The sequence below is a fragment of the Acinetobacter sp. SH024 genome, from assembly GCF_000163635.1.
In the GTDB taxonomy this organism is placed as follows: domain Bacteria; phylum Pseudomonadota; class Gammaproteobacteria; order Pseudomonadales; family Moraxellaceae; genus Acinetobacter; species Acinetobacter pittii.
Genome location: NZ_GG753600.1, coordinates 1009749 through 1035566, shown reverse-complemented (window position 1 = coordinate 1035566; position 25818 = coordinate 1009749). Strand labels below are relative to the sequence as shown.

Here is a 25818-nt window from a genome sequence, read left to right as displayed (position 1 = left end):
AAAAACACTAAAGAATCAAAAATTTATTTTGCAAAAAGGCAAGGTTCTCCGTGTTTTTCCTCATATTCTTTGACCCAAGTCTCATGTATATTTAACTCTTCATCTGAAGGGTAAATTACAGGGAGGTCAATTTGAACTCTGCTTCTATTGGTTGTTTGCTGGCTATTTTCACTCTGAGATAAGGCATCTATATCAAAAGAAACCTGACCACCAGTCATTGCCAAGTAGACATCAGCAAGAATTTCAGCATCGAGTAACGCGCCGTGGAAAGTACGGTCACGTGCTGGAATTTCATAACGTCTTACAAGCGCATCAAGGGAGTTTTTTTGTCCTGGATGTTTGTTTTTCGCTAAAGCTAAAGTATCCGTTACCTCACACACTTCAGAAAGTGCAGGAAGCCCTACGCGTTTAAACTCCATATCAAGGAAGTTCATATCGAAGGTCGCGTTATGGGCAATAATCTCTGCACCTTTGAGATAGTCAAATAAGGTGTCAGCAATGTCCGCATAGAGCGGTTTATCTTTTAAGAAATCATCACTGATACCGTGGATGTTTTCTGAGTCTCCCACTGGTTTTTGTGGGTTAATATAAATATGAATCGAGCTACCCGTAAGCTTACGGTTAATCATCTCAATTGCGCCCACCTCAATAATGCGGTCGCCATCTTGGAAATAAAAACCAGTAGTTTCCGTATCGAGAATCAGTTGTCGAGGACCTTGTAATTTTAGTTTGGCTTCGGTCACAACGATTTGGGGATGAATATTATTGGTTGGCTGCTTACTTTTTTGTTTGGCAGTTTCAACGTCAATAATTTCTTCGGTTACTTCAATCATCTCAACTTCTTCAGATGCTTCAAGATGAATATTTTCTTCTTCAGTTGCGTCATCCAGATCAAACCCGAAAGGGTCATCTAGCAGCCAGTCCTGTTCAGGCTTTTTTATATCTTGCGATACAGTGGCAGACTGTGGTTGCTTGAGTTCTTTCGCAGTTTTGTCTGCACCTAAATTAGCAAGCTGGTCTGCCATTTCATTGCCAGGGTGTCCTGCGTGGCCTTTAATCCAGTTCCACTCAATATTTCTACCTGTACAGACAGCATCTAATTTCTGCCAAAGGTCAGGATTTTTTACATCTTTCCAGTTTTTCTTTTTCCAACCATGAATCCACTCAGTAATACCTTGCTTCACATAATTTGAATCTGTCCAGATAATCAAATGTGCATCGGCTGGGCAAAATGAAACACCTTCAATGGCAGCAGTGAGTTCCATACGGTTATTGGTCGTATCAGGCTCACCGCCAAATAATTTATGTTCACCCTGCTCAGTAATGACATATGCGCCCCAACCACCTAAACCCGGATTGCCACGACATGCACCATCAACATACAGTGTGATTGTTTGAGACATAAATCGAAACCTAAACTAAAAGAAAAAGAACTGAATATGGTGTATTGTATACGCAAAAAGTTCGGTTCCATCGTATCAAAGCAAGGTTTTTTTAATTTCTTGTAACATTTCCATGCAAATGACATTAAATTATTGCCTTGTCTATCTTGCATGCTTTACTACAATGGCATCGAAGACCTAGGGTTTGTGGGCAGACCCCAAAAAAATATTACGCGAGTTGTTTGGAAGTTTTTATGTATAAACCAACCACATTTGTGTGGCAGCCATCTGCAGCATCATTGTTTAAAATTACCGTACTTAGCTCTGCGTTAGCTGCGTTGGGTATTACAACAGGCTGTTCATCGACTCCGCAATCTGCAAAAACCTCAAAATCGAAACAGGTCAGTGGTGCAGGTTATTTAGATGCGAGTAGTCTTGATTCATTGGAAGACTTACTTTCAGCAACTGATATGCGTGCTGTAGAGGGTGACCGTCTGCTTATTTTAAAGCACGGTGATGTCTGGAAACGTATGTCTGTTGGTTTCAAAATGGATTTGAACCATTGGGATTCACGTATTGAAGCTCAGCGTAGTTGGTTTATTTCTCGTCAGCCTTATCTTGATCGTTTAAGTGCCCGCGCAAGTCGTTATTTGTACCATACAGTTAAAGAAGCTGAACGCCGTGGTTTGCCTACAGAACTTGCATTATTACCTGTAATTGAAAGTTCATATGACCCAGCTGCAACAAGTAGTGCTGCAGCAGCAGGTTTATGGCAGTTTATTCCGAGTACTGGCCGTATTTATGGCTTAAAGCAAACAGGCATGTATGATGGCCGTCGAGATGTTGTTGAGTCGACTCGTGCTGCCTATGAGTTTTTAGGAAGCTTATATAACCAATTCGGTTCTTGGGAGCTTGCTTTAGCAGCCTATAACGCTGGACCGGGCCGTATTCAACAAGCAATTAACCGAAATCAGGCAGCAGGTTTACCAACTGATTATTGGTCTTTAAAATTACCTCAAGAAACCATGAACTATGTTCCTCGTTTCTTGGCTGTTGCCCAAATTATTAAAAATCCAAAAGCTTACGGTATTTCTTTACCACCAATTGCAAATAGACCCCATTTCCGTGAAGTGACTTTATCTGCACCTTTATCTTTAAATGAAATTGCTTCTGTAGCTGGATTAAGTCGTTCGGAACTCTATGCATTAAACCCGGGATATCGTGGTGAAATGGTGGATCCTGCAAGTCCCATGCGTATCTTGATTCCGGCCGATTTAAGTCCTTCAATTGATAATAAATTAAAAGGTATGAAGTCTGGCGGTGGTTCAGGTTGGTGGGCAAATGTGACTTCACCATCTAAGCCAGATGTAAGTGCTTCAACATCTGTGACAATTAAAACCACACCTGCAAATCAGGTGCAACCAGTTAAACCGTCAACACCTACTAGAACAACCAGTAGCTCTACCACGGTAAAAACTTCAACTCCTCGTGGGTCTGATGCTTTAGCCGCGTTTGCAGCTTCGGCTGATGTACCAAGTGCTCCACGTATTCCTGTTGCTGTGACACCTGCGGCAAATATTAAGCAAGTGAAGACAGAGCCACCAATCTCGGCTGCAGAACGTGAAAAGATTTTAGCGGCAGTTCGAGCTGAAGGTGAGAAAGAAACAGTTCAACAAGCTTTAGAGCCACAACCAACGCAGGCTGAAAAAGATCAAGTAGTTGCCGAGTTGAAAGCTATTGCACCACAAGGAACAGAAATTGTTGATCCTTATGATGGCAAAATTAAGTTAACTGCGATTCAAACAAGTCAGTCAGTTGCAGAGCAACAAGGTAAAGAAGTAAGTAAAGGTTTTGCATATCCAAAAACTTTAGCTGAAGACGTGACTGTAGCTAACTCTGAAGATGGGCAGCGCAATAAAGACAAGCCTTACATTAAAACTGACACAGATGTAGTGGTTGTGCAGCCTAAAGGCAAACGTAGTACCTATACAGTTTTACCGGGTGATACTTTAGCCGTTATTGCGATGAAAAACGGCGTAAACTGGCGCGATGTTGCTAAGTGGAACCAGATTGATCCTGAAAAGACGTTATATGTTGGTTCAACGCTTTACCTTTATGATGCTAAGCCACAAGAAACTCAAACGACTTCAAAAAGCACAGCTAAACCAGATGTATATGTCGTTCAGGCTAACGATAGCTTAAGCGGCGTGGCTAACCAGTTTAATTTGTCTGTAAGACAATTGGCTGAATATAACGATTTATCAGTGACTGATGGCTTATTTGTTGGGCAAAAACTACAGTTAAAAGAACCAAAAAATAGTCGCTCAAGTGCTAAAGCAGAACCGAAAGCTGTTCAGGCAAGTGCAAAACGTATAGCAACTAAAAGCTATACTGTGAAGCGCGGTGAATATCTTAAATTGATTGCAGATCGTTATGCGCTCTCTAATCAGGAACTTGCTGAATTAACTCCGGGATTAACTGCGGGCAGTAACTTAATGGTAGGCCAAAAAATTAATGTGCCTACACAAGATATTTCTGTAGATGAAGTTGCTGAAACTAAGGCTTCTAGTAAATCTGAGAAAGCATCAACAAGTGTTTCTTATAAAACAGAAGGCTATAAAGTACAACGTGGTGATACTTTATCGAGTATTGCAACTAAATCAAAAATTAGCCTAGCTGAGTTAGCCGAGTTAAATAACTTAAAAGCAAATAGCCATGTGCAGCTTGGTCAAACTTTAAAAGTACCGGCAGGCTTAAGTGTTCCAGAACAATACGTTGTACAGTCTGGCGATAGCTTAAATGCGATTGCGAGTAAATATAATTTGCAAACAAGCTATTTGGCTGACCTAAACGGTTTGTCTCGTACTGCTGGTTTGCGTGCTGGTCAACGCTTAAAACTAACAGGAACTGTTGAAGAAGCGCCAACTAAATCTTCTAAAAACGCCAAAGAAGAAACACCAGAAACTTATACAGTTAAATCTGGCGATAGCTTAGGTAATATCGCTAATCGCTACCATTTACAGCTGGACTACCTTGCTTCATTAAATGGTCTTTCACGCAACAGTAGCGTTCGTGTGGGGCAGCGTTTAAAGCTAACGGGTGATGTGCCTACAGTTGAAACAGCTAAAGCAGATACTAAGTCTTCAACTAAAACAGTTGCTGCTGGTAAAAACACTGAAAGATATACGGTTAAATCTGGTGAGTCTTTAAATAGTATTGCGAGCCGTGCGGGTATTTCAGTGCGTGAACTGGCTGAAATGAATGCATTAAAAGCAAATGCTAACTTACAGCGCGGTCAGAATATTGTGATTCCAAAAACTGTCGTGGAATACAAAGTGAAGCGTGGCGATACCTTGATCGGCCTTGCGAGTAAATATGGTTTAGAAACCAATTTCTTGGCTGAGCTGAATAATTTAACGCCTTCTACTCAGCTTCGCATTGGTGATGTGATTAAAGTGCCTAATTTGTAAAATAATTAGTCATTTATGCATAAATTCAATTTTCAACTGAGCCTGCTAGTCGGGCTCAGTGTCATTTCCCATAGTGTTTTTTCTGCACAACAAACCACCTCATATATAGCGATTCATTCTAAGCCTAAATATTTAGAAATGATGGCTATGCCATATGCAAACCCAAATGCCCCTAAAGGTGGCCTATTAAGTCAGGCAGCTCAAGGAACTTTTGATAACCTCAATAGTATGAATGGTAAGGGGAATGCTACAGAAGGCGTGAATTATCTTTTTGATACATTAATGACTCAATCACTTGATGAGGTTGGAGTTTTATATCCGCTTTTGGCTCAGAAAGTGAGTTATGACCCAGAAAAAACGCAATCAGTGACTTTCTATTTAAACCCTAAAGCGCGTTTTAGTAATGGGCAGCCAGTCACTGCGGCAGATGTTAAATTTAGTTTTGATGCCTATCAGACTAAATCTAATTTAGGTTTGCAAATGTACCTTGCTGATTTAGCAAAAACAGAAATAATAAATGCTCATCAAGTAAAGTTTATTTTTAAGTCTACACATAATCCTAAAATGCCATTCATTTTGGCAACCTTACCCATTTATTCAAAAGTAGATTGGCAAAAAAGAGATTTTAGCCGAATTACCCTACAACCGATTATTGGTTCGGGGCCATATGTAGTTGAACGAGTTGATCCGGGTAGAAGCATTAGCTATAAAAGAAATCCAAATTATTGGGCAAAAGATTTGCCTATTAACAAAGGGCGTTATAACTTTGACCGCTTGAGATATGTTTATTATCGAAATTGGGATATTGCTTTTGAAGGATTTAAATCTGGGCAATACACTTTGCATGAAGAAACTAATCCTAAAAAATGGGTAACTGATTACCGGTTTCCAGCCGTAAAAGCAGGGTTCGTTACTCAATATAAGTTTCGTCACCATAATCCTATTGCCACTGAAAGCTATGTTTTTAATACACGACGAAAACCTTTGAATGATATTCGTTTTAGACAAGCTTTAACCTATGCTTATGACTTTGAATGGCAGAATAAAGCTTTGTTTTATGGACAATATCAGCGCCTACAAAGTTATTTTGAAAATAGTGAATTAGCAGCAACAGGTCGACCTTCAAAAACTGAATTAGAGTTGTTAAAACCGTTATTGCTTAAGTTATCTCCACTTATGCAACAAGGTGTTTTAGCAAACTGGAAATACCCAGTGTCAGATGCGAGTGGATTTAACCGTCAGAATTTATTAACTGCGCGCCAATTGCTTATACAAGCTGGCTATAAAATTAAAGAAGGGCAGCTATTTACACCTGAGGAAAAGAAAGTTCAGCTTGAGTTTTTAATTCAGCAAGATGGTAAACAACGAACACTTCTACCTTTTATTCGTAACTTAAAAAAATTAGGCATTGCTGTTAATTTACGTCAGGTTGATGCTCCGCAATATTTAGAACGAACTCGCCGTTACGATTTTGATATGACCACAATGAATTTGCCGCAATCTCTCAATCCGGGAAATGAACAAACTCAGTTCTGGGGGAGTGTAGCTGCAGCTCAGGATGGAAATTACAATTATGCGGGAATTCGTAACCCAGTAATTGATCAAGTGATTTCAAAACTCGTTGCGAGTAAAAGTCGTGAACAACAGATTATTTATACTCGCATTCTCGATCGATTGCTTAGAGCTGGTTATTATCAAATCCCGACTTATGGTAAAGGTGAAAACTGGTATGCTTATTGGAATATGTATCAACAACCTAAAGTTAAACCAGCACTTTCTTCTGGGATAGAATATTGGTGGAGTGATGCAAATAAAGCCAAAAAAGTTGCCAAATATTTACATCAACAATAAAAAGCATCTGCCATAAAGGAAATCCTGTTATATGGGTTCATATATTCTCAAGCGACTTCTTTTAATGATTCCCACATTGTTTGTCATTTTATTGATTAACTTTGTGGTTGTGCAAATTGCACCAGGTGGGCCAGTTGAGCAAGCAATACATCAGGCACAAAGCGATTTGGGAATTGGCCGTGCATTGAGTGCAGAAACTTATTATCAAGGTGCTCAAGGTTTAAGCCCTGAAATGGTTGAGCAAATTAAGGCGCAGTATGGTTTTGATCGTTCTGCCCCTGAACGGTTTTTCTTAATGTTAAAAGGCTATTTAACTTTAGATTTTGGACAAAGTTTCTTTAAAGATAAACCAGTCGTGGAATTGTTATGGGAAAAAATGCCTGTTTCCATTTCACTTGGGCTGGTGAGTACTTTTCTCATTTATCTCATTTCTATTCCGCTGGGAATTAAAAAGGCAAAGCAGCAGGGCTCTTGGTTTGATCGGTCCACTTCTTTAGTGCTTGTGGTGGGGTATGCTGTACCAAGTTTTGTATTTGCGATTTTGTTAGTTGTTTTTTTTGCAGGCGGGTCTTATTTTCAATGGTTTCCATTACAAAATTTAGTCTCAGATAATTTTCATCAATTTAGTCTTTGGGGCAAAGTTACTGATTATTTATGGCATATGACTCTGCCACTCATTACCATGGTATTAGGCGGTTTTGCCAGTTTAACCTATTTAACTAAATACTCATTTTTAGAAGAACTCAATAAACCCTACGTTTTGGCAGCCTATGCAAAAGGGTTGAACAGCCAACAGGTCTTATATAAGCATGTCTTTCGTAATGCCATTTTAGTTGTGCTCGCAGGATTGCCAGAAGCGTTAGCAGGTATTTTCTTTGTAGGTAACCTATTTGTAGAAATTATCTTTCACCTAGATGGGGTGGGTTTGTTGGGCTTTGAAGCTATTGTCCAACGTGATTATCCTGTTATTTTTGGTGTTTTATTTTTCTTTACTTTATTTAGCCTAATTTTACGTCTCATTTGTGATGTGTTGTACCAATGGATTGATCCAAGAATTCACTTTGACGCACAAGGAGGCAAATAATGTCTTTAATTGTGCGTACACGATTACAGCGTTTTAGGCAGCATAAATTGGGCTGGGCCAGCTTTATTTTATTTAGTCTAATTTTGCTTTTGTCCTTAGCTGCAGAGTTAATTGCTAACGATAAACCGCTGTTAGTGAAGTATGAAAATTCTTACTATTTGCCTGTGTTGAAAACTTATCCGGAAACGACGTTTGGTGGAGTGTTTGAAACAGAAGCTGATTATAAAGACCCTGCTGTACAAGCGATTATTAATACTAAGGGATGGGCAGTTTGGCCCCTCATTCAATTTTCATATCAAACGCCCAATTTAGATTTGGCCGTTCCTGTGCCATCACCACCTTCCAAGCAAAACTGGTTGGGAACAGATGATCAGGGAAGGGATGTTCTTGCGCGTATTCTTTATGGCTTAAGAGTATCGTTGCTTTTTGGCTTGGCCTTAACATTTTGTTCTGCTTTATTTGGAATTACGGTAGGCGCTATTCAAGGTTACTATGCTGGCTGGGTCGATTTATTGGGGCAACGTTTAGTTGAAGTCTGGAATGGCTTACCCATGCTTTTTATGGTCATGATTTTAGTCAGTATGTTTGTTCCAAATGTATATTGGCTATTTTCCATTATGTTGTTTTTCGGCTGGACCGTTTTGGTAGGTGTTGTTAGGGCAGAGTTTTTAAAAGCTCGTCAGCTTGATTACGTTCGTGCAGCCCAAGTTTTGGGAGTGACCGATCACGCGATTATTTTTAGGCATATTTTGCCAAATGCGATCAGTTCGAGTTTGTCTCAGTTACCTTTTATTTTAACGACCAATATTAGCGCTTTAACCGCTCTTGATTTTTTAGGATATGGACTACCACCCGATGCGGCCTCTTTAGGTGAATTATTACTACAAGGTAAAAATAATTTAGATGCGCCATGGTTGGCAATTTCAGGCTTTTTTAGTCTGGCTATTGTTCTTTCACTTTTAATTTATATTGGAGAGGCGGCCCGTGAAGCGTTTGACCCAAGAAAATAACTTAAATCCCGCTTTAGCATTATTAAAAGTAGAGCAACTTTCGGTTCAGACCAAAGACCGAAAGGTTTTATTAGAAGATCTAAGTTTTTACTTAAGTGAAGGTGAAACACTCGCTATTGTGGGCGAAAGTGGTTCAGGTAAATCGATGAGCTGCTTAGCAATAATGGGCTTGCTACAAGATAAATTAGAAATAGCGGGGCAGGTCTGGATTGGACCGCAAAATATGCTTGAGCTAGATGAAAGAGCTCAATCAAATTTACGTGGTCGACAAATCGCTATGATTTTTCAAGAGCCTGCTGCTGCATTAAATCCGCTCCATCGGGTTGAAAAAATTATAGGGGAAAATCTTCTTTTATCTGGTTTTTCAAAACTTGAAGTCCGGCAGCAAATATTAGAACTGCTAAAAGATGTGGGAATTGTTGAACCAGAACAAATTTTAAAACGTTATCCGCATGAGCTTTCTGGTGGACAAAAACAACGTGTCATGATTGCGATGACATTGGCGCTTCGGCCTAAAATTTTGATTGCTGATGAACCTACTACTGCGTTGGATGTGGTTTTGCAGATACAAATTTTAGAGCTATTAAAATCTTTGCAAAGCAAATATGGGATGGCACTTATTTTAATTAGCCATGACCTAAATTTAGTACATCGCTATGCTGAGAAACTTATTGTATTGCAAAGTGGGCGTGTAGTGGAGCAAGGTGAACTGAGCCAAATCTTTGTAAATCCTAAAACAAGTTATACAGCACAGTTGTTAGATCATGATTTTGGAAAAGTAGAGTCTAGACCCGCTCAACAGAATGTTTTATCAGTTCGACAGCTCAGCGTGCAGTTTCCTATAAGAAAAGGAATTTTAAATCGCATTCAAGGGTATTTCAGCGCAATAGAAGATTTGAGTTTTGATCTTGCTCAAGGTGAATCACTTGGGGTGGTTGGTGAAAGTGGTGCTGGTAAATCATCTCTGGCGATAGCTTTGGTCCGACTTATTAAAAGTGAAGGGCAGATTGTTTTTTTAGGTCAAGATTTAAATCAGTTACAGCCAAAAGCCTTGCGTTTGATGAGATCGGATTTTCAACTTGTATTCCAAGACCCTTTTGAAAGTTTAAACCCGCGTATGACAGTAGGGCAGATTATTGCTGAAGGATTGAAAGTGAAAGCAGTAGCTGATAACGAGATCAAACAGCAAGTTGAATCTGTATTGGTAAAAGTTGAATTGGCTGAAGATTTTCAACATCGTTACCCTCATGAACTTTCTGGGGGACAACGTCAACGTGTCGCCTTAGCAAGAGCTTTGGCGGTTCAGCCTAAACTTTTAATTTTGGATGAACCTACCTCTGCCTTAGATCGGACCACGCAAAAAGCCATGATCAAGTTGTTGAGACAATTACAGCAAACTGAGCAGTTAAGTTATATTTTCATTAGTCATGATCTCAATATAGTAAAAGCACTTTGCCACAAAGTGATGGTATTACGTCATGCAAAAGTTGTTGAATATCAGGAAACTGAACTCTTATTTTCTAAGCCTAACAGTGAATATACGAAACAGTTAATTAAAGCATCCTTTTAAAGATATTTTTTAATTTATTGTTTTATATAAATAAATTTTGGTTAAACTTCTAATGCAAAAAGTTGCATATTTTTATATTTTTTAAAATTGACATGTGCTATTGTCAGTTATCGATTATGACTTGACATGCCCAATAACTCATTTAAATTAGAGTAATTGCTCTAAAATTCAAAGAACAGAGGTTAACCATGAACCAGATTGCTCAACCCATCACAATTCGCAATACCACCTTTAAAAACCGAATTATTAAAGGTGCAATGAGTGAAGCACTAGCAAATTATGAAGGCCAACCAAATGACTTACATTTGGGTTTATATGGTGCATGGGCAAAAGGTGAGCTTGGCTGTGCGATTACTGGTAATGTCATGGTAAATGCCGGCGCAAAAAATGAACCGGGTGTTGTTGTTATTGAAACTGAACGTGATCTAGAGCGCTTAAAAGAATGGGCGGAATTAGGTAAAAAATATGGCATGGTGCAGTTAATTCAATTGTCACACCCAGGTCGTCAGTGTCCAAAAGGCTTAAATAAAGAAACTGTAGCGCCTTCAGCCGTACCTTTTAGCCCAGCTTTAGCAACCATGTTTGGAACGCCACGTGAACTTACTCATGACGAAATTCTAGATATTATTAAACGTTTTGCGACAGCAGCTCACATTTGTGAAAAAGCAGGCTTTGAAGGGGTGCAATTACATGGTGCTCATGGCTATTTAATTAGTCAGTTTTTATCGCCATTAACCAATAAGCGTACAGATCAGTGGGGCGGTTCAGTTGAAAATCGTAGTTGTTTTTTACTAGAGGTTTATAAAGCGGTACGTGAAGCGACTTCAGATAATTTTATCATTTCAGTGAAGCTTAACTCGGCTGATTTCCAGCGTGGCGGAATTAGTGAAGAAGATGTAATTTCAGTGTTTAAAGCAGTGGATGAAGCTGGTATAGATTTAATTGAAATTTCAGGCGGTACTTACGAGGCACCAGCAATGGCTGGAGCTAAGGCTGATAAACGTAAGGCAAGCACGATTGCACGTGAAGCATACTTTTTAGATTTTGCAGAGAAAATCCGCCAGCATGTTAAGTGTAAACTCATGGTGACAGGCGGTTTCCGTACTGTAGAAGGCATGAATGCCGCACTTGAAAGTGGTGCATGTGACTTTATTGGTATTGCTCGTCCATTTGCACTTGAAACCGATTTAACAGAACGTTTAATTGCAGGGCAAGATGTTCGCTATGCAGTAAAACCAATTAAAACAGGCTTACCATTTGTCGATAAGATGGCAATTATGGAAATTATTTGGTATGCAGCTCAATTTAAAACGATTGGTAAGGGTAAAAAGCCAAATCCAAAACTTTCACCACTGGTAGTATTTTTAAATTACGCCAAAGGCAATATTAAAGCGGTGATTCAAGGACAAGTGAATTCACGTAAATCTGCGTAGATAAATTACCAAGCCGTAGTCCAGTAAGCTTTAAATGTAGAAGCAGACCATCGGCCTTTAATTAAAGCATTTTTAAAGGCAGGTCTGTTTTCTATTTGAGCCAGATAACGCTGTATATGTTTAAATTGTCTGTAATTTGGTGAGCAAGCCAGTAATGGAAACCACATCAAAATATCAGCAGTAGTAAACTGATCTCCGGCAAACCATAAGTGGTGCTCTAAATGTTTATCAATCATACTCATCTGTCTTTGTAATGATTGATTGAGATAGCCTTGATCAAATCCATATTTTAAAAACTTTGGAATGAAACGGACCGGAAAAGGCGTACGCTTTACAATTTGGTGAAAGATTTGTTTGAGTACCAAATCGGGAATGAATGTCGCCTCAGAATAATTTTTCCAATAATAAAAATTTTGCAGTTGTTGGCTTAATAGGCTGTTCGGACCTAATTGTGGGTGTAAATGAGATAGGTAATCTAGGATTGCTGAGGTTTCAGCTAAGATAGAAGTCTTTCCTTGTTCAATAATTTCGATAGTTGGAAATTTTGATAATTGATGAGGTGAGTTTTTATCTTTGTCTATGCCTGAATGATCTTTAATAGTGAGCTCATAGTTGAGTCCTAATTCTTCTAAAAACCAAATAATGCGTTGAGAGCGTGAATTTTGTAAGTGAAATAATCGAATTCGCATGTTATATTCAAATTATAGTTTTGACCTATTTTTAGTATAAGACATCATTTAATTTTTAAAAATATTAATAAATCAATAAATTATGTTTTTATACAAGAGCAGCTGAATAAAAAGCCACTACCTTAAAAAAGCAGTGGCTTTTTAGTATTTGATATCCCTAGTGAGATTTTAAGCTAGGTTATCGCTGTGAAACGGCTGTCTATTAAGTGTCTTTAGAGTTTAGAACGTATAGCTCATACCTAATTGAACAGTACGTGATTCACCCGGATATGCATATAGATTGAAAGCGCTTTCATCATAAACTTTGTCAAAAAGATTTTTCAGGTCTAGGTTAATACGAAGTTTTGGTGTTGCCTGATAATAAGAAACCAAATCTGTAACTGCATAACCTTTCATTGTATAAGTACTATTAGCTGTTTGACCTGCACGCTTATCAATATATTTTTGATTAATGCCTAGACCTAAGCCTTGTAAAAGACCATCTTGAAATTCATAGATATTTAACAGATTAAAACTATTCTTTGGAATATTGGCTAAAGCGGTTCCTTTTTTCAAAGTATTATCTTTGCTGACTTCTGCATCTGTATAGGCATATCCACCAATAATTTTCCAAGCTGGAGTGATTTGCCCTGCAACATTTAGCTCAATACCTTGGCTACGAACTTCACCAGCAGCAACTTTATAGGCTGAATCTACAGGATCGAGAGTTAAGACATTTTCTTTTTTTGCATAAAAAATCGCAGAGTCAACCGATAGCATATTGTCGAGTGCTTGCCATTTAAAGCCTAACTCGTAAGCCATGCCTTCCTCTGGGTCAAATCCCTCTCCATTACGGCTAGCACCAGTGTTAGGTTTAAAAGATTTTGCAGCATTGCTATAGATTGAAAGGTCATCACGTGCTTTAAAAACTAAACCTAAACGCGGAATAAATGCGTCATGACTGGTATTCCAGTTTGCAGTATTCGGTAAAAGATTTTTGTAATCATGTTCGTAGTGCTCAAAACGTAAACCCACTAGTGCACTTAAACGCTCATTTAAATCGATTTGGTCTTGTACAAAAAGGGCAGTTGTTTTTAAATTTTCACGGTCATGGGTCGTAATGTTTTTAAGCTCGGGTAGAGGTTGGCCTAAAACTGGATCATAGATATTGATCGGGTAGTTATTTGACTTAGCATCTGAACGAATAATATATGACTTATAATCATAGTTTTCGTATTCAAGCCCAGTCACTAAAGTATGAGCTAGACCTAAAAGTTGGAAATTACCTGTTAGATTAATTTGGGCATCGGTATCTTGCCATTTTAATTCGCGATAGTTGTAATTTCGGTTTAAAGTTTCGCCGTCATCTTGAATGCCATTTGCCTCTACCGCATAGCCATGCAATTTACCATTTAAATATTGCACACCAGCATTTAGCTTCCAGTCATTACCAAGGTCGTGCTCGACTCGTAATTGAGTCATATTATTATCATTGTAGAGTCGGTTGTTGTATTTACCTGTTTCCCACAAATAGGTTTCGGGTGAACTATTAAAAGACTTCTGGCCTGCATAACGTGTTTGGCCACGATCAAGTGGATGTTGATTTCGTAAAATATCCGCTTCAAAAGTAACTTTTGTTGCGTCAGAAGCTTGCCATTGAATGACTGGTGCAATTCCATATCGTTTGGACTCGACATGATCGCGATAACTATCACCGCCTTCTGCAATCACATTTAAGCGATAACCAATATTTTCTGTATTAGGGATAGTACCTGTGGTATCTACCGTAGTGCGATATAAACCTTCACTACTGAGCTGAGCACCTAAAGTGGTTTGTTGCTCAGACTTCGGTGTTTTAGAAATTAAGTTAAATGTACCACCTGGGTCACCACGGCCATATAAGCTAGAAGAGGGACCACGTAAAACGTCTACACGTTCAATAGTGTTACTATCTGGAGTATTTGGATAACCACGGTTAATTGGGAATCCATTACGATAAAATTCACCGCTAGTGAAACCACGAAGATTAAAGCCTGTTAGACCTTGACCACCAAAGTTATTAGCACGAGTCACACCGCCAGCTAAATCAAGCGCTTCAATCAAACGTGTTGCGCCAATATCTTCAATTACTTTTTGAGTCACTACACTGACAGATTGTGGCGTATCTTTTAATGCGACTTCACTACGTGTTGCGCTACTTGAACTGTCGACTTTATAAGCTTGGTCGGCAGCTTGTTGGGCTTTAATCTTAATGGTAGCAAGTGTTGTTGATGAACTATTGGTTTCTGCAAAAGTAGTTGATATAAAGCAGAGTTGAGCGATGCTCAGGGAGAGGAGTCGAAGCTTAAGATCCATTTAAAACCTTATTGATAATAAATATCAGTATAAAAATAAGAATTATTATATTGTAAATCTATGTAAAGGAAATACTGGATCGGTGATATATATGTACAAGTGTATTTTATTTGGAAATACAGAAAATTAGAAATATAAAAATAAAATAGAAAGGAATTTTATAAGAAGAGAATATGGCGTCCCTACGGGGATTCGAACCCCGGTTACCGCCGTGAAAGGGCGATGTCCTAGGCCTCTAGACGATAGGGACGTTGAGGATGGCGGTATCTTAAGAAGCCGCCACCAAACTGTCAAGGAGGTAAGGTGACAGTTTGTTCAAAATATAGCAAAACAGTTCAGCAGTCTTCTGAGTATCGTACAAAGCAGAGTGTGCTTCTTTGCCATCGAACTCAATTCCAGCTTGAATACACGCTTTCGCAAGCACAGTTTGTCCAAACATAACAGCACTTAAAGTAACCGTATCCATCACTGAAAAACTATGAAATGGGTTTTGGTTTTTTGTACTTGTACGCGCAATTGCTGCTTGTACAAAACCAAGGTCAAAATGCGCATTGTGGCCCACTAAGACTGCATGTGTACAATGTTGCTGTTTACGGACTTCATTCACCGATTTAAAAATACGGCGTAATGCAGTGCGCTCATCTTCAGCCATTGCAATACGCATTGGATTGAATGGATCAATACCAATAAAGTCTAGTGAACGGCGATCGAGATTAGCCCCTTCAAACGGGTTAATATGCGCATGAAATGCTGGACCAGGGACAAATTGTCCCTGAGCATCATACACAATTGGAATGCACGCAATTTCTAGCAATGCATCTGTCTGGGCATTAAAACCTGCCGTTTCAACGTCAACAACAACAGGTAAGAAGCCACGAAAACGTTGGCCAATGACCGGGACAGAGGTTTCTTGTGTCACACTTTTCTCCATTGCAGCGTTTTCCCGGCATGCAGCGGGATAATTTTTTGATCATCTAAATAATCAAAAGATTCTGGAACGAGGTTATCTTCTTTTACCAAAGTAATGGTAGAAGTATTACGTAGTAGGCCGTAGAAGTCTGCGCCAAAGTGGCTAGCAAAACCTTCTAAACGTTCTAGTTTACCTACTTGATCAAATGCTTGAGCATAAAGTTCAATTGCATTAGGCGCACTATAACAGCCCGCACAGCCACACGCATTTTCTTTTGCATTTTGCGAGTGAGGAGCACTATCTGTACCCAAGAAAAATTTAGGGTTACCGCTCGTTGCAACTTCAAGCAAAGTGGTCTGGTGAGTTTGACGCTTTAAAATTGGTAAGCAATAGAAATGCGGTTTAATACCACCAACCAACATATCATTACGATTAAATAATAAATGCTGAGGTGTAATCGTTGCAGCCACATTGCGGTCTTGTTCTAAAACAAAGTGTGCAGCATCGCTTGTTGTGATGTGCTCAAGTACCACTTTAAGTTTTGGAAACTGTTTTAATAACGGTGATAAAACTTCATCTAAGAAGCGTTTTTCACGGTCAAAAATATCAACGTGGTTATGAGTCACTTCACCATGAAGTAATAACGGAACTTGATGCTCTTCTAGTTGCTCAATGACTGCATAAACTTTACGGATGTCACTTACACCGTTATCAGAATTGGTGGTCGCACCTGCTGGGTAAAGTTTAATAGCATTTACATGTCCAGATTCTTTAATTTTACGAACTTCATCTGGTGAGGTGAAATCAGTAAAATAAAGCACCATACGTGGGTCAAAGTTAAGACCCTCTGGAACATGAGCAAGAATACGTTCACGGTAAGCCAGTGCTTCTTCCACAGTTTTTACAGGTGGAACAAGGTTTGGCATACAGATCGCACGAGCAAATTGTTTGGCCAAATCAGGTACAGTACGTTTTAATGCTAAACCATCACGTAAATGTGCATGCCAGTCATCTGGCTGGAGCAGGGTAATAGAGTCCAAGGCAGTTCAAACTTCGAAATAAAACAAATGATAATCGATAAAGTGTGAAAATGGTAACGAGAATTACGGACAAATGGCAAAATAAAGCGCCAGAGGCCTTAAAAAATAATGTTATATTTTGTTAATGTGTGAGAGGCAGGAATCAAGTAGTGGCAAATAGGGGAAATGTACATGAATTACTCAAAGCAAAAGAAGAAATAGAATATTTAGTAACTCTACATACCCATCGTTATGCCAATATACCTCTGCCACATCAATTAGAAAAAAAATTCTGGTGTTTAAATCTTGAGCGAACTAAACAGAATATCTCAAAATTTTTAGCAAGTGGCGTTTTAACCTATCTCATTTTCATATTGCTGGCTCTACCTACAGACTATTTGGTCATAGGGGTGCCTTATATTACTTGGGATTTTATTTACTGTTTACTTAGCGCAATTAATATTGCTTGTGCACTGCTGTTATTTTGGGTTTTTGCAAAGTTTAAAAAACTCACTGAATATTTTTATATCGCCGCATGTGGCATTGTATTTTTGACTATTATTATCAATGCAATGTTGCTCCTTAGCGTAGAAAATGTCGCTCTTAAAAACCAGTCGATGTTATTACTTTCCTTCTTATATATGCTGGGTTTTATTTTAAGCGGAATAAAGCCTCTACATATGCTTTATGTAGGTTTAACAGCAGCCTTTTGTGTTTTTTCCCTACTGATTTTATGGCAAGCGAATTGTGATTTTATTGCTTTGGGAAGAGCGCTGTTTGGAAGTTGTATTTTAGGTTTTTCAATTAGTACGATGCTTACCTCAAGAGAAAGAAGCCTTTTTTTAAATAATCAGCTTGCTGAGCTTAACGAACAGATTTTACGTATTGAAGCATCTGAATTGCTTCATTTAAGCCAGCAGGATGCACTGACGAATATCTCAAATCGACGTACTTTTGATGAGATGTTCGACTTTTTTTACTATCGTGCAAAGCAAGAAAAGCGCCCATTGGCTGTTTTATTTATTGATATCGATTTTTTTAAAAATTATAACGATTTTTATGGGCACCAAATGGGGGATAAAGTCATCTCATCTATTGCCGCTGCAATTAAAAATTCGATTCGGCATGTTGATTTTGTTGCCCGTTATGGTGGAGAAGAGTTTGTCGTGCTGTTACCGAAAACACCTGCTCAAGGCGCCTATGCCGTCGCTGCAAATATTTATAAAGCGATTGAGCGACAAGCGATTCCTCATGCAGCATCTTTAGTCTCTAAGCATGTCACGATTAGTTTAGGTTTTACTGTTTATACAGAAGGTTTTAAAGTAAATCAGGAAAAATTAATTCACGCTGCGGATCAAGCTTTGTACCGAGCTAAGCAGCTTGGACGTAACCAGATTTATTATCAACCTTTGGAAGTAGCAGAACTTGTTTGAGCACAAATATTTGAAATAAAAAAGCCACCGTTGTCGGTGGCTTTTTTATTAAGTAAGAAAATTATTTTTTCTTGCTATCAAGTTGTGGTACAGCAGAACCTTGGCCGATTGAAAGCAAACCAGCATCTGTATAGATACCAAGTTTTGCACGTGTATCGGTAATGTCGAGGTTACGCATAGTCAATTGACCAATACGGTCCATTGGCGTAAACATTGAATCGCCTTTTTCCATTGTTAAACGTTCAGCTTCGTACGTTAAGTTTGGAGATTCAGTGTTCATGATGGTGTAGTCATTACCACGACGAAGTTCAAGAGTTACTTCACCAGTAATCGCTTTAGCAACCCAACGCTGTGCAGTTTCACGCAACATAAGTGCTTGAGAGTCGAACCAGCGGCCTTGGTAAAGTAAACGACCTAAACGTAAACCGTTAATGCGGTATTGTTCGATCGTATCTTCGTTATGAATACCAGTAACCAAACGCTCATAAGCAATATGAAGAAGGGCCATCCCCGGTGCTTCATAAATACCACGAGATTTCGCTTCGATAATACGGTTTTCGATTTGGTCAGACATACCTAAACCATGACGGCCACCAATACGGTTTGCTTCAAGAATAAGCTCAACCGGATTGTCAAAAGTTTGACCGTTTAATGCAACAGGTACACCTTCTTCAAAACGTACAGTCACTTCTTCTGGAGTAATTTCAACTTCATCTTTCCAGAAAGCAACGCCCATAATTGGGTCAACGATTTTGATACCAGCATTTAAGTATTCAAGATCTTTTGCTTCGTGAGTTGCGCCCAACATATTTGAGTCAGTTGAGTACGCTTTTTCTTTTGACATTTTGTAGTCAAAACCGTTGTCGATCAGGAACTGTGACATTTCTGCACGGCCGCCAAGCTCATCGATGAAGTTTTGATCTAACCAAGGCTTATAAATTTTAAGATTCGGATTAGTCAACAAACCATAACGATAGAAACGTTCAATATCGTTACCTTTATAAGTTGAACCGTCACCCCAGATGTTTACGTCATCTTCTTTCATTGCAGTAACTAACATTGTACCTGTTACTGCACGACCTAATGGAGTCGTATTGAAATAAGGAACACCACCTGTACTGATATGGAATGCACCACACTGAATCGCAGCAATACCTTCAAGCGCAAGTTGTAAGCGGCAGTCAATTAAGCGAGCTTTTACAGCGCCGTATTGTTCTGCTTTCTTTGGAATTGCATCGTAGTCATCTTCATCAGGCTGACCTAAGTTTGCAGTATATGCATAAGGTTCTGCGCCTTTTTGTTTCATCCACAATAAGGCAGCTGAAGTGTCTAGGCCTCCGGAGAAGGCAATCCCAACTTTTTTGCCTACTGGTACATGCTGCAAGATAGTTGCATTATCAGTCATTGCTAATCCTAACATTTATGAAAAAGACCCCATATAGGCGGTCTTGAGAATTCTGAATGGCGGCTATTGTAGCACTATTCATGGTGCTTTTTTTCGCAAAAAAAGCATTAATTCACTTGTTCTGATTTGAAGTTTTAATTTGATAAAAAATATAAGGCTATTTATAGAATAAGAAGAAGTGAATGAAGTATTGTTCTTAAATAAATGGATTGACCATAAGCTCCGATAAATTTCTTTGCATGGTCATCCAAAATTATCAAAAAAGTATTAAAGTACTATGCAACAAGTTGCAAAAAATTATTGGGACGCAGCATGACAAGTTACGCCAATTTATTAAAACCATTACATCTAGGCTTTACTACCATTAAAAACCGTGTGGTGATGGGTTCCATGCATACGGGGCTTGAAGACCGTTTTTACAATTACCCAAAACTGGCAGCTTATTTTGAAGAGCGTGCAAAAGGTGGGGTGGGCCTGATTGTGACAGGTGGTATTTCACCGAACCGTCAAGGATGGTTAGCACCTGCTGGCGGAACCATGAATAGCTTATTTGATATTCCACAGCATCGTCTGGTTACACATGCTGTGCATAAACATGGTTCAAAAATCTTAATGCAAATTTTGCATGCAGGTCGCTATGGTTACCAGCCGTTTGTTGTATCTTCAACTGCAATTAAATCTCCAATTTCACCTTTTAAACCACGCCAGCTTTCTGAAAAAAATATTCTGAGCACAATAGAAGATTACGCACAGTGCGCCGATATTGCCAAAAAAGCAGGTTATGACGGTGTCGAAATTATGGGCTCGGAAGGTTATTTAATTAACCAGTTTTTAAGTCGCCACGTGAACCAGCGTACTGACCGTTGGGGTGGTGAAATTGAAAACCGTATGCGCTTTCCAGTCGAGATTGTTAAAGCGATCCGTGCCAAAGTTGGTGAGAAATTTATTATTTGTTTCCGCTTGTCTTTACTCGATTTAGTCCATGACGGTAATACCATGCAAGAGGTGGTGACTGTAGCCAAAGCTTTAGAAAAAGCAGGGGTGACTTTATTAAATACCGGTATTGGCTGGCATGAAGCTCGTGTTCCGACCATTGTAACATCTGTGCCTCGTGCAGCTTTTGTCGACTACACTGCTCATGTAAAACAGCATATTTCTATCCCGATTATTGCGTCAAACCGAATTAACATGCCTGAAACTGCCGAAGAAATTTTGGCAACTGGTAAAGCAGATATGGTTCAAATGGCGCGTCCTTTATTGGCCGATGCATTTTGGGTAAATAAAACTGCGACTAACCGTGTTGATGAAATTAATACCTGTATTGCATGTAACCAAGCCTGTTTAGACCATGCTTTTAAAAATAAGCGTGTGTCTTGTTTGGTTAACCCGCGTGCAGGCCATGAAACTGAACTGGTCTATTTAAAGACTAAACAGCCTAAGCGAATTGCAGTTGTGGGCGGCGGAGTAGCGGGTATGTCGGCGGCAACTGTTGCGGCAAGCCGTGGCCATGCAGTGACGCTGTTTGAGGCAACTTCTGATGTAGGTGGCCAATTTAACTTTGCCAAAGTTGTACCGGGCAAAGAAGAATTTCACGAGACGATCCGCTACTTTAAAGTCCAACTGGAAAAAACAGGGGTGGATGTACGTTTAAATACTCGCGTAAATCGTGAGCAGCTTGAACGTGAAGGTTTTGATGAAGTGATTGTTGCAACAGGTGTAATCCCTCGTGCATTAAAAATTGAAGGAAGCGACGCGCCACAAGTCCTTTCTTATGCTCAAGTTCTAAAAGGAGCAGAAGTTGGACAAAAAGTTGCAGTGATTGGTGCGGGTGGTATTGGTTTTGACGTGTCAGAATTTTTACTTAAACCGCCACATCAACCACAGCCTCAACCTTTAGCCGACTGGCAACGTGAATGGGGGGTGGACCCAGATCCAAACTATATTTCTGAAGGGGGGATGCAGCCGCCAGTCGTTGAACCAGCGATCCGTGAAATTTATTTATTACAACGTAAAACCACACCACTCGGTATTGGCCTTGGCAAGACTTCGGGTTGGGTACACCGTGCACAGCTTAAAAAGCATGGCGTACGTATGCTGCGTGGTGTGCAATATAAAGCAGTCACTGATGAAGGGCTTTGGATTGAGCACAATGGGCAAGATCAACTTTTACGTGTAGATACGGTTGTGGTGTGTGCAGGTCAAGAGTCAGTAAAAGACTTGATGCCAAAAGAAGGCGAGTCGACTATAGCGAACTACCATATTATTGGTGGTGCAAAGCTTGCAGCAGAGCTAGATGCGAAGCGTGCGATCAAAGAAGGAGCAGAATTGGCTGCTCAACTGTAAAATTGATGAAACAATATGCACTTGAACACAAAGCGATGATATTTTTCTTGAATAAAATGAATAAGCTTTGTATTCTTACGCACATGGAAGCGTGGCAGAGCGGTTTAATGCACCGGTCTTGAAAACCGACGAGGGTGTGAGTCCTCCGTGAGTTCGAATCTCACCGCTTCCGCCAAATTCGAAAAGCCCCTGTTAAAAACAGGGGCTTTTTTTATATCTATTATTTTACCCCTCATTCTACCCCACATAAAAATTTGGATTGAGTTAGACAGATTTTGATTTCAGTTTAATTTTATATTGTGCAGTTAATCGCACCCTCATAATGGTCAATATCTTGTAATTGTTTGATGAATTCTTTCGGGACGACTATTGCTGCTATATGTATAATTATGGGTAGAATAGCTCCTTATAATACTAAGCCCTTTGCATCACTAACTTGCAAATTAAAATCGCCTGATATGTACCGAATTTCAATTAATAGGTATGGATAGTTCATGAATCTAATAAATCACTGTAGTAAGTTATTTCTTGCAATTTTTCTTATGATAAATCTTTCAAATACGTATGCAGCAAAGATACAAGCTGTAGATGCTGAAGTACAGGAGAGTGCTGTAGATGTAATGGAAGCTGCTGGAGCAGAAGCTGTAGGTGGGCAAGAGGATATATGCCGTGCTGACGAGGCTTGTGACGTTGCATCTCCTGTTTCTGAGGATGAAATGTACGGTGGTATTCAACAGGAATATGTCGTAAAAGGCTGCAAGGTAACAATCTACAATGATGGACCTGTGAAAATGGTCAACGTAAAGACAGATCAACCATGTGATGCTCCACTTCCTAAAGACCATAAATTTTCTAGATAGACTTTGTGAGCCTATAAATTATTTTGTGCGCCTTTCTGTTTTTTCTCAAAATCATGAACCATTCGAATACGCTCTTCGGTTGCAGGATGAGAGGATAAAGCATCAAGAACAGCTGTAGATAGTTTATTAGCTGAAGATTCTTCCTGAGAAGTTGGTGGGTTGGCCTGATTCTTTTTATCGATACCTTCTTCTGTTGTATCGCTTAAACGTTGTAAGAAATTTGCAAAGTGTGAGACTTCGATATGCTTCTTATCCATCAACTGTAAAGCATATAGATCGGCTTCGGATTCAAATTTACGTGAGTAATTTGCACCAATCATAGCGGCAGGTAAGGACGTAAATAAGTCTGAATTATCTCCTGTCATTGCAATGTATAATATACTTAGGCCTAAACTCGTTAACCCTTGTTGCAAACTATGGCGATAAACCAAATGGCCTTGTTCATGGGCTAATACGCCTAAGATTTCTTGATTCGTATGTGCCAATTTGATCAGTTCATCTGTGATAATAATCGTATTATTGGGTAGCGCTACAGCATTAGCCCCTAACTGATCGCCTTTACGGAAGACTAATTTAGCTGGTTTGTTTTCAGCAACAGTATTCAAATATTGTTTAGTAATTTGATCTTTTTGGGTTTGTGCTAATTGGCTGGGTGCAGTCCAATTATTTAATACATAATTCTCTGCTTCATCACCTAGTTTCTTTAAAGTATTCTCAGGTAATTGAAAAGCAAGATAATGGGACGTTGCTGGAACACCCCATTTGACTAGACTGATCGCAAAAGTAATCACAAAAATTACACTAAAAAGAATAAGACCCGGAGAGCGTTCAAATTTCCAGATCGAATGTTGAACCTTTTTAGTTGTGTAATTAAACCATTCAGGTAATGCACTATGAAATTCAATCCGTGCATCATCAGATAATTCAATTACTGGGTGTAACTGTCCCAGCGCACCAATCAATTTCATATCACTATATTGATAATGACGCTGAAGTTCTAATTGCTCACCATACCGAATTAGAACTTCAGATTCAGATTGAGCTGAAATCTGAGCAGGGTATGGTTTAGACACTAGGCCATCATAGAAAGTGATATCTACTGCGTGGGACATAAATTATTAAACTCAGATTGTTATAAAGAGATGTCGATATCAAAAATATCACTGATTTCTTCAGCTAAAGCACTTTGCTCTTGTTGAGCTAGATTCATCATTTGATCTGGATCATCTAATAAAATTAAACTCATCGATTCAATCTGATATTTGTGAATACGAACTGCAGCCCAAGCAGACATTAAACCTAGGGATAAGATTTTTACAATCCAGTTCGAGGCTACAATCCATGCGAAACGCCATTGGTTACAGTCTGTTTTAAATTGACTGTTCCCAATTGTAGTATTGTTCCATGTCGTAATAAAAATACGAGCAGCAATTAATGGATAAATAAATAATCCAATAAGTGCATATACCGTAAATATTCCGAAGAATATAGCGTTTGGTGAGAACCCAGAAATTGTTCCTGCCATAGCAAAGTAAATGATTGAAAAAATAGCAATTATACCAATTGCAATAAAAACTGGTATATAAACTGCAGCCATATATGCAGACCATTTCGCGTTTAATTTAAAATTTAATTGTCCAGCATATAAGTTGTTAAGATAATATTTTTTATATAGCCAAATAGCTACAGGTGTAAAGATTCCTAAAGTAAAAATATATACCAATATACTCAAAAGAAAGACTTTATAAGATTCTTTTATTGTTCCACCAAAATAAAAACGTGCGTTGCCGAATTTACTATTTCTTGCAGTAAAACGCAAAGTAGCACGAATTAGCCAAGGTACTGCTGCATATAATGCAACTAGCCCAACCACAGTCGCAATCATTGAATACTGTGATGAAATTGCAAATACGACGTAAATTCCTAATGCAATTAAACGTCCAATCAAAATCTTGGTTGGAATCCCTGTAAAATCAAAGCGGCGTTCAAAAAATTCTGTATTGCCATAGAAATAGCGTAAGCGACGAACTTTAGCCCAAGGTGCATATAAGCTTAAAGTAATAATAGTCAAAAGAATATTAACGATCCAGATTCCAAAATATTCTGAGGCATTCCCATGAAACTTAAAATGATGAATTCCTGAGTGTGAAATTGGTGGAGTTGTAATATTTTGATCCTCATTTACATCTTGAGGAAGAGAGGTTAAAGCTTGGTCTTGCATTTTATTCTCTTTATTGAAAATATATGATCTTGATTGAATGTAATAGATAATTAGAAAACTATTGAGAATATTATATGTTTTTTATAAATTGAAATAAATAGAATGAAAAGCAAACAACTATTTTTACCATTATATTCTTATTGAGTTGTTTCGAGCAGAAAGCTTATCGCGAGAAGTATAAATAATAGGTTTAAAGGCATCGGTGACTTATTGTGATTGTAAATTTAGTAGTAATTCTAAGAAAAAATTTCTACATCATTAATTTCATCATTTACCATTTTTATATTCTCATCTTACCTGTTAAAACTAATATATCTATATAAATTTCAATCCCGTTATAAACCCCAATTTAACAATAACTCATTCATTATTTATCCTTACTTTTTAATGATCTAATTTAAAACAAATGTCATTTTGTGTGCTTGACTGTAAGAGAGTTGAATACTATTCTTCGCATGCTGGCCACATTGCCAGTCGGTTGTCGCAGACCGTCTCATAGAAGCATTAAAGGTTTTATACCTTTAGTGTCTAGCCCCTCGTGCCCCCTCTACGGTGGAATGATCTGACCCCATAAAGTTGGACAGTTAGTTAAGCAGTTTTTAAAAACTGGTTTCTATATTGTACAGGGGATAAACCTTGTAGCTTCACCTTGATTCTCTCATGATTATAATAATGAATGTACTCTCGTATAGTTTTTCTCTAACTCATCAGTTGATTGAAATTTTTCACCATGAAAGCATTCCGATTTTAATATTCCAAAGAAGCTTTCTATTACAGCATTATCTAAGCAATTTCCTTTACGAG

At 38.7% G+C, this 25818-nt stretch carries 17 protein-coding genes, 2 tRNA genes and 1 pseudogene; 10 read left to right on the top strand and 10 right to left on the bottom strand.

Translation table 11 applies throughout. From position 1 onward, the window contains the following. Window positions 1–23: 23 nt before the first annotated feature. Window positions 24–1403 (bottom strand): DNA polymerase III subunit epsilon, encoded by a 1380-nt coding sequence (gene dnaQ / locus HMPREF0013_RS10715; RefSeq protein ID WP_002117626.1) that lies wholly within the window; start codon window positions 1401–1403, stop codon window positions 24–26. Window positions 1404–1636: 233 nt separating this feature from the next. Between dnaQ and HMPREF0013_RS10710 the strand changes: the two genes are divergently transcribed. The 6 genes from HMPREF0013_RS10710 (at window position 1637) to HMPREF0013_RS10685 (ending at window position 11800) form a co-directional block, all read left to right on the top strand. After that, the gene (locus tag HMPREF0013_RS10710) at window positions 1637–4852 is read left to right on the top strand and encodes a LysM peptidoglycan-binding domain-containing protein (protein ID WP_005802874.1); all 3216 of its coding nucleotides are present in this window, start codon (window positions 1637–1639) and stop codon (window positions 4850–4852) included. Window positions 4853–4867: 15 nt separating this feature from the next. Beyond that, window positions 4868–6703, top strand: coding sequence for an extracellular solute-binding protein (locus tag HMPREF0013_RS10705; RefSeq protein ID WP_005802873.1), 1836 nt, complete (start codon window positions 4868–4870; stop codon window positions 6701–6703). 31 nt (window positions 6704–6734) lie between these two features. Further along, the gene (locus HMPREF0013_RS10700) at window positions 6735–7787 is read left to right on the top strand and encodes a microcin C ABC transporter permease YejB (protein WP_005802871.1); all 1053 of its coding nucleotides are present in this window, start codon (window positions 6735–6737) and stop codon (window positions 7785–7787) included. After that, a complete protein-coding gene (locus HMPREF0013_RS10695; protein ID WP_002117570.1) occupies window positions 7787–8797 on the top strand; it encodes an ABC transporter permease in 1011 nt (336 codons plus the stop codon). The genes HMPREF0013_RS10700 and HMPREF0013_RS10695 overlap by 1 nt, the downstream gene beginning before the upstream one ends. Beyond that, a complete protein-coding gene (locus tag HMPREF0013_RS10690) occupies window positions 8772–10367 on the top strand; it encodes an ABC transporter ATP-binding protein (RefSeq protein WP_002117612.1) in 1596 nt (531 codons plus the stop codon). The genes HMPREF0013_RS10695 and HMPREF0013_RS10690 overlap by 26 nt, the downstream gene beginning before the upstream one ends. Window positions 10368–10555: 188 nt before the next feature. Beyond that, on the top strand, window positions 10556–11800 hold the full coding sequence (locus HMPREF0013_RS10685) for an NADH:flavin oxidoreductase/NADH oxidase family protein (protein WP_002117654.1): 1245 nt from the start codon (window positions 10556–10558) through the stop codon (window positions 11798–11800). 5 nt (window positions 11801–11805) lie between these two features. Here HMPREF0013_RS10685 and HMPREF0013_RS10680 read toward each other — a convergent pair whose 3' ends face one another. The 5 genes from HMPREF0013_RS10680 to pyrC all read right to left on the bottom strand — a co-directional run bounded on the left by HMPREF0013_RS10680 (window position 11806) and on the right by pyrC (window position 16773). Continuing rightward, the gene (locus HMPREF0013_RS10680; protein WP_002117506.1) at window positions 11806–12489 is read right to left on the bottom strand and encodes a glutathione binding-like protein; all 684 of its coding nucleotides are present in this window, start codon (window positions 12487–12489) and stop codon (window positions 11806–11808) included. A 219-nt stretch (window positions 12490–12708) separates the two neighbouring features. Further along, complete coding sequence (locus HMPREF0013_RS10675; protein ID WP_002117740.1) at window positions 12709–14823, bottom strand: TonB-dependent siderophore receptor; 2115 nt, start codon at window positions 14821–14823, stop codon at window positions 12709–12711. A gap of 174 nt (window positions 14824–14997) precedes the next feature. Next, a tRNA-Glu gene (locus HMPREF0013_RS10670) sits at window positions 14998–15073 on the bottom strand. A gap of 18 nt (window positions 15074–15091) precedes the next feature. Beyond that, complete coding sequence (gene rnt / locus HMPREF0013_RS10665; protein ID WP_002117536.1) at window positions 15092–15754, bottom strand: ribonuclease T; 663 nt, start codon at window positions 15752–15754, stop codon at window positions 15092–15094. Next, a complete protein-coding gene (gene pyrC / locus HMPREF0013_RS10660) occupies window positions 15739–16773 on the bottom strand; it encodes a dihydroorotase (protein WP_002117728.1) in 1035 nt (344 codons plus the stop codon). The genes rnt and pyrC overlap by 16 nt, the downstream gene beginning before the upstream one ends. 149 nt (window positions 16774–16922) lie before the next feature. Between pyrC and HMPREF0013_RS10655 the strand changes: the two genes are divergently transcribed. Next, window positions 16923–18185, top strand: a complete 1263-nt coding sequence (locus HMPREF0013_RS10655; RefSeq protein ID WP_005070488.1) for a GGDEF domain-containing protein — start codon at window positions 16923–16925, stop codon at window positions 18183–18185. A 61-nt stretch (window positions 18186–18246) separates the two neighbouring features. Here the strand turns inward: HMPREF0013_RS10655 and argG are convergent, their stop codons facing one another. Further along, complete coding sequence (gene argG, locus HMPREF0013_RS10650; protein ID WP_014206117.1) at window positions 18247–19605, bottom strand: argininosuccinate synthase; 1359 nt, start codon at window positions 19603–19605, stop codon at window positions 18247–18249. Window positions 19606–19902: 297 nt separating this feature from the next. Between argG and HMPREF0013_RS10645 the strand changes: the two genes are divergently transcribed. The 3 genes from HMPREF0013_RS10645 to HMPREF0013_RS10635 all read left to right on the top strand — a co-directional run bounded on the left by HMPREF0013_RS10645 (window position 19903) and on the right by HMPREF0013_RS10635 (window position 22793). Then, on the top strand, window positions 19903–21933 hold the full coding sequence (locus HMPREF0013_RS10645; RefSeq protein WP_002120519.1) for an NADPH-dependent 2,4-dienoyl-CoA reductase: 2031 nt from the start codon (window positions 19903–19905) through the stop codon (window positions 21931–21933). 85 nt (window positions 21934–22018) lie between these two features. Next, window positions 22019–22108, top strand: a tRNA-Ser gene (locus HMPREF0013_RS10640). Window positions 22109–22475: 367 nt separating this feature from the next. Beyond that, window positions 22476–22793 (top strand): hypothetical protein, encoded by a 318-nt coding sequence (locus HMPREF0013_RS10635; protein WP_014206119.1) that lies wholly within the window; start codon window positions 22476–22478, stop codon window positions 22791–22793. 11 nt (window positions 22794–22804) lie between these two features. Here the strand turns inward: HMPREF0013_RS10635 and HMPREF0013_RS0105275 are convergent, their stop codons facing one another. The 3 genes and pseudogenes from HMPREF0013_RS0105275 to HMPREF0013_RS24445 form a co-directional block, all read right to left on the bottom strand. Further along, complete coding sequence (locus HMPREF0013_RS0105275) at window positions 22805–23905, bottom strand: M48 family metallopeptidase (protein ID WP_002120502.1); 1101 nt, start codon at window positions 23903–23905, stop codon at window positions 22805–22807. Window positions 23906–23925: 20 nt separating this feature from the next. After that, window positions 23926–25014, bottom strand: a complete 1089-nt coding sequence (locus tag HMPREF0013_RS10630; protein ID WP_002120508.1) for a YjgN family protein — start codon at window positions 25012–25014, stop codon at window positions 23926–23928. 588 nt (window positions 25015–25602) lie between these two features. Then, a pseudogene (locus HMPREF0013_RS24445) lies at window positions 25603–25818 on the bottom strand (transposase); the annotation flags it as partial.

Coding starts and splice junctions, on each gene's coding strand:
- dnaQ (WP_002117626.1), bottom strand. CDS start 1,403: ATGTCTCAAACAATCACACTGTATGTTGATGGTGCATGTCGTGGCAAT.
- HMPREF0013_RS10710 (WP_005802874.1), top strand. CDS start 1,637: ATGTATAAACCAACCACATTTGTGTGGCAGCCATCTGCAGCATCATTG.
- HMPREF0013_RS10705 (WP_005802873.1), top strand. CDS start 4,868: ATGCATAAATTCAATTTTCAACTGAGCCTGCTAGTCGGGCTCAGTGTC.
- HMPREF0013_RS10700 (WP_005802871.1), top strand. CDS start 6,735: ATGGGTTCATATATTCTCAAGCGACTTCTTTTAATGATTCCCACATTG.
- HMPREF0013_RS10695 (WP_002117570.1), top strand. CDS start 7,787: ATGTCTTTAATTGTGCGTACACGATTACAGCGTTTTAGGCAGCATAAA.
- HMPREF0013_RS10685 (WP_002117654.1), top strand. CDS start 10,556: ATGAACCAGATTGCTCAACCCATCACAATTCGCAATACCACCTTTAAA.
- HMPREF0013_RS10680 (WP_002117506.1), bottom strand. CDS start 12,489: ATGCGAATTCGATTATTTCACTTACAAAATTCACGCTCTCAACGCATT.
- HMPREF0013_RS10675 (WP_002117740.1), bottom strand. CDS start 14,823: ATGGATCTTAAGCTTCGACTCCTCTCCCTGAGCATCGCTCAACTCTGC.
- rnt (WP_002117536.1), bottom strand. CDS start 15,754: ATGGAGAAAAGTGTGACACAAGAAACCTCTGTCCCGGTCATTGGCCAA.
- argG (WP_014206117.1), bottom strand. CDS start 19,605: ATGTTAGGATTAGCAATGACTGATAATGCAACTATCTTGCAGCATGTA.
- HMPREF0013_RS10645 (WP_002120519.1), top strand. CDS start 19,903: ATGACAAGTTACGCCAATTTATTAAAACCATTACATCTAGGCTTTACT.
- HMPREF0013_RS10635 (WP_014206119.1), top strand. CDS start 22,476: ATGATAAATCTTTCAAATACGTATGCAGCAAAGATACAAGCTGTAGAT.
- HMPREF0013_RS0105275 (WP_002120502.1), bottom strand. CDS start 23,905: ATGTCCCACGCAGTAGATATCACTTTCTATGATGGCCTAGTGTCTAAA.
- HMPREF0013_RS10630 (WP_002120508.1), bottom strand. CDS start 25,014: ATGCAAGACCAAGCTTTAACCTCTCTTCCTCAAGATGTAAATGAGGAT.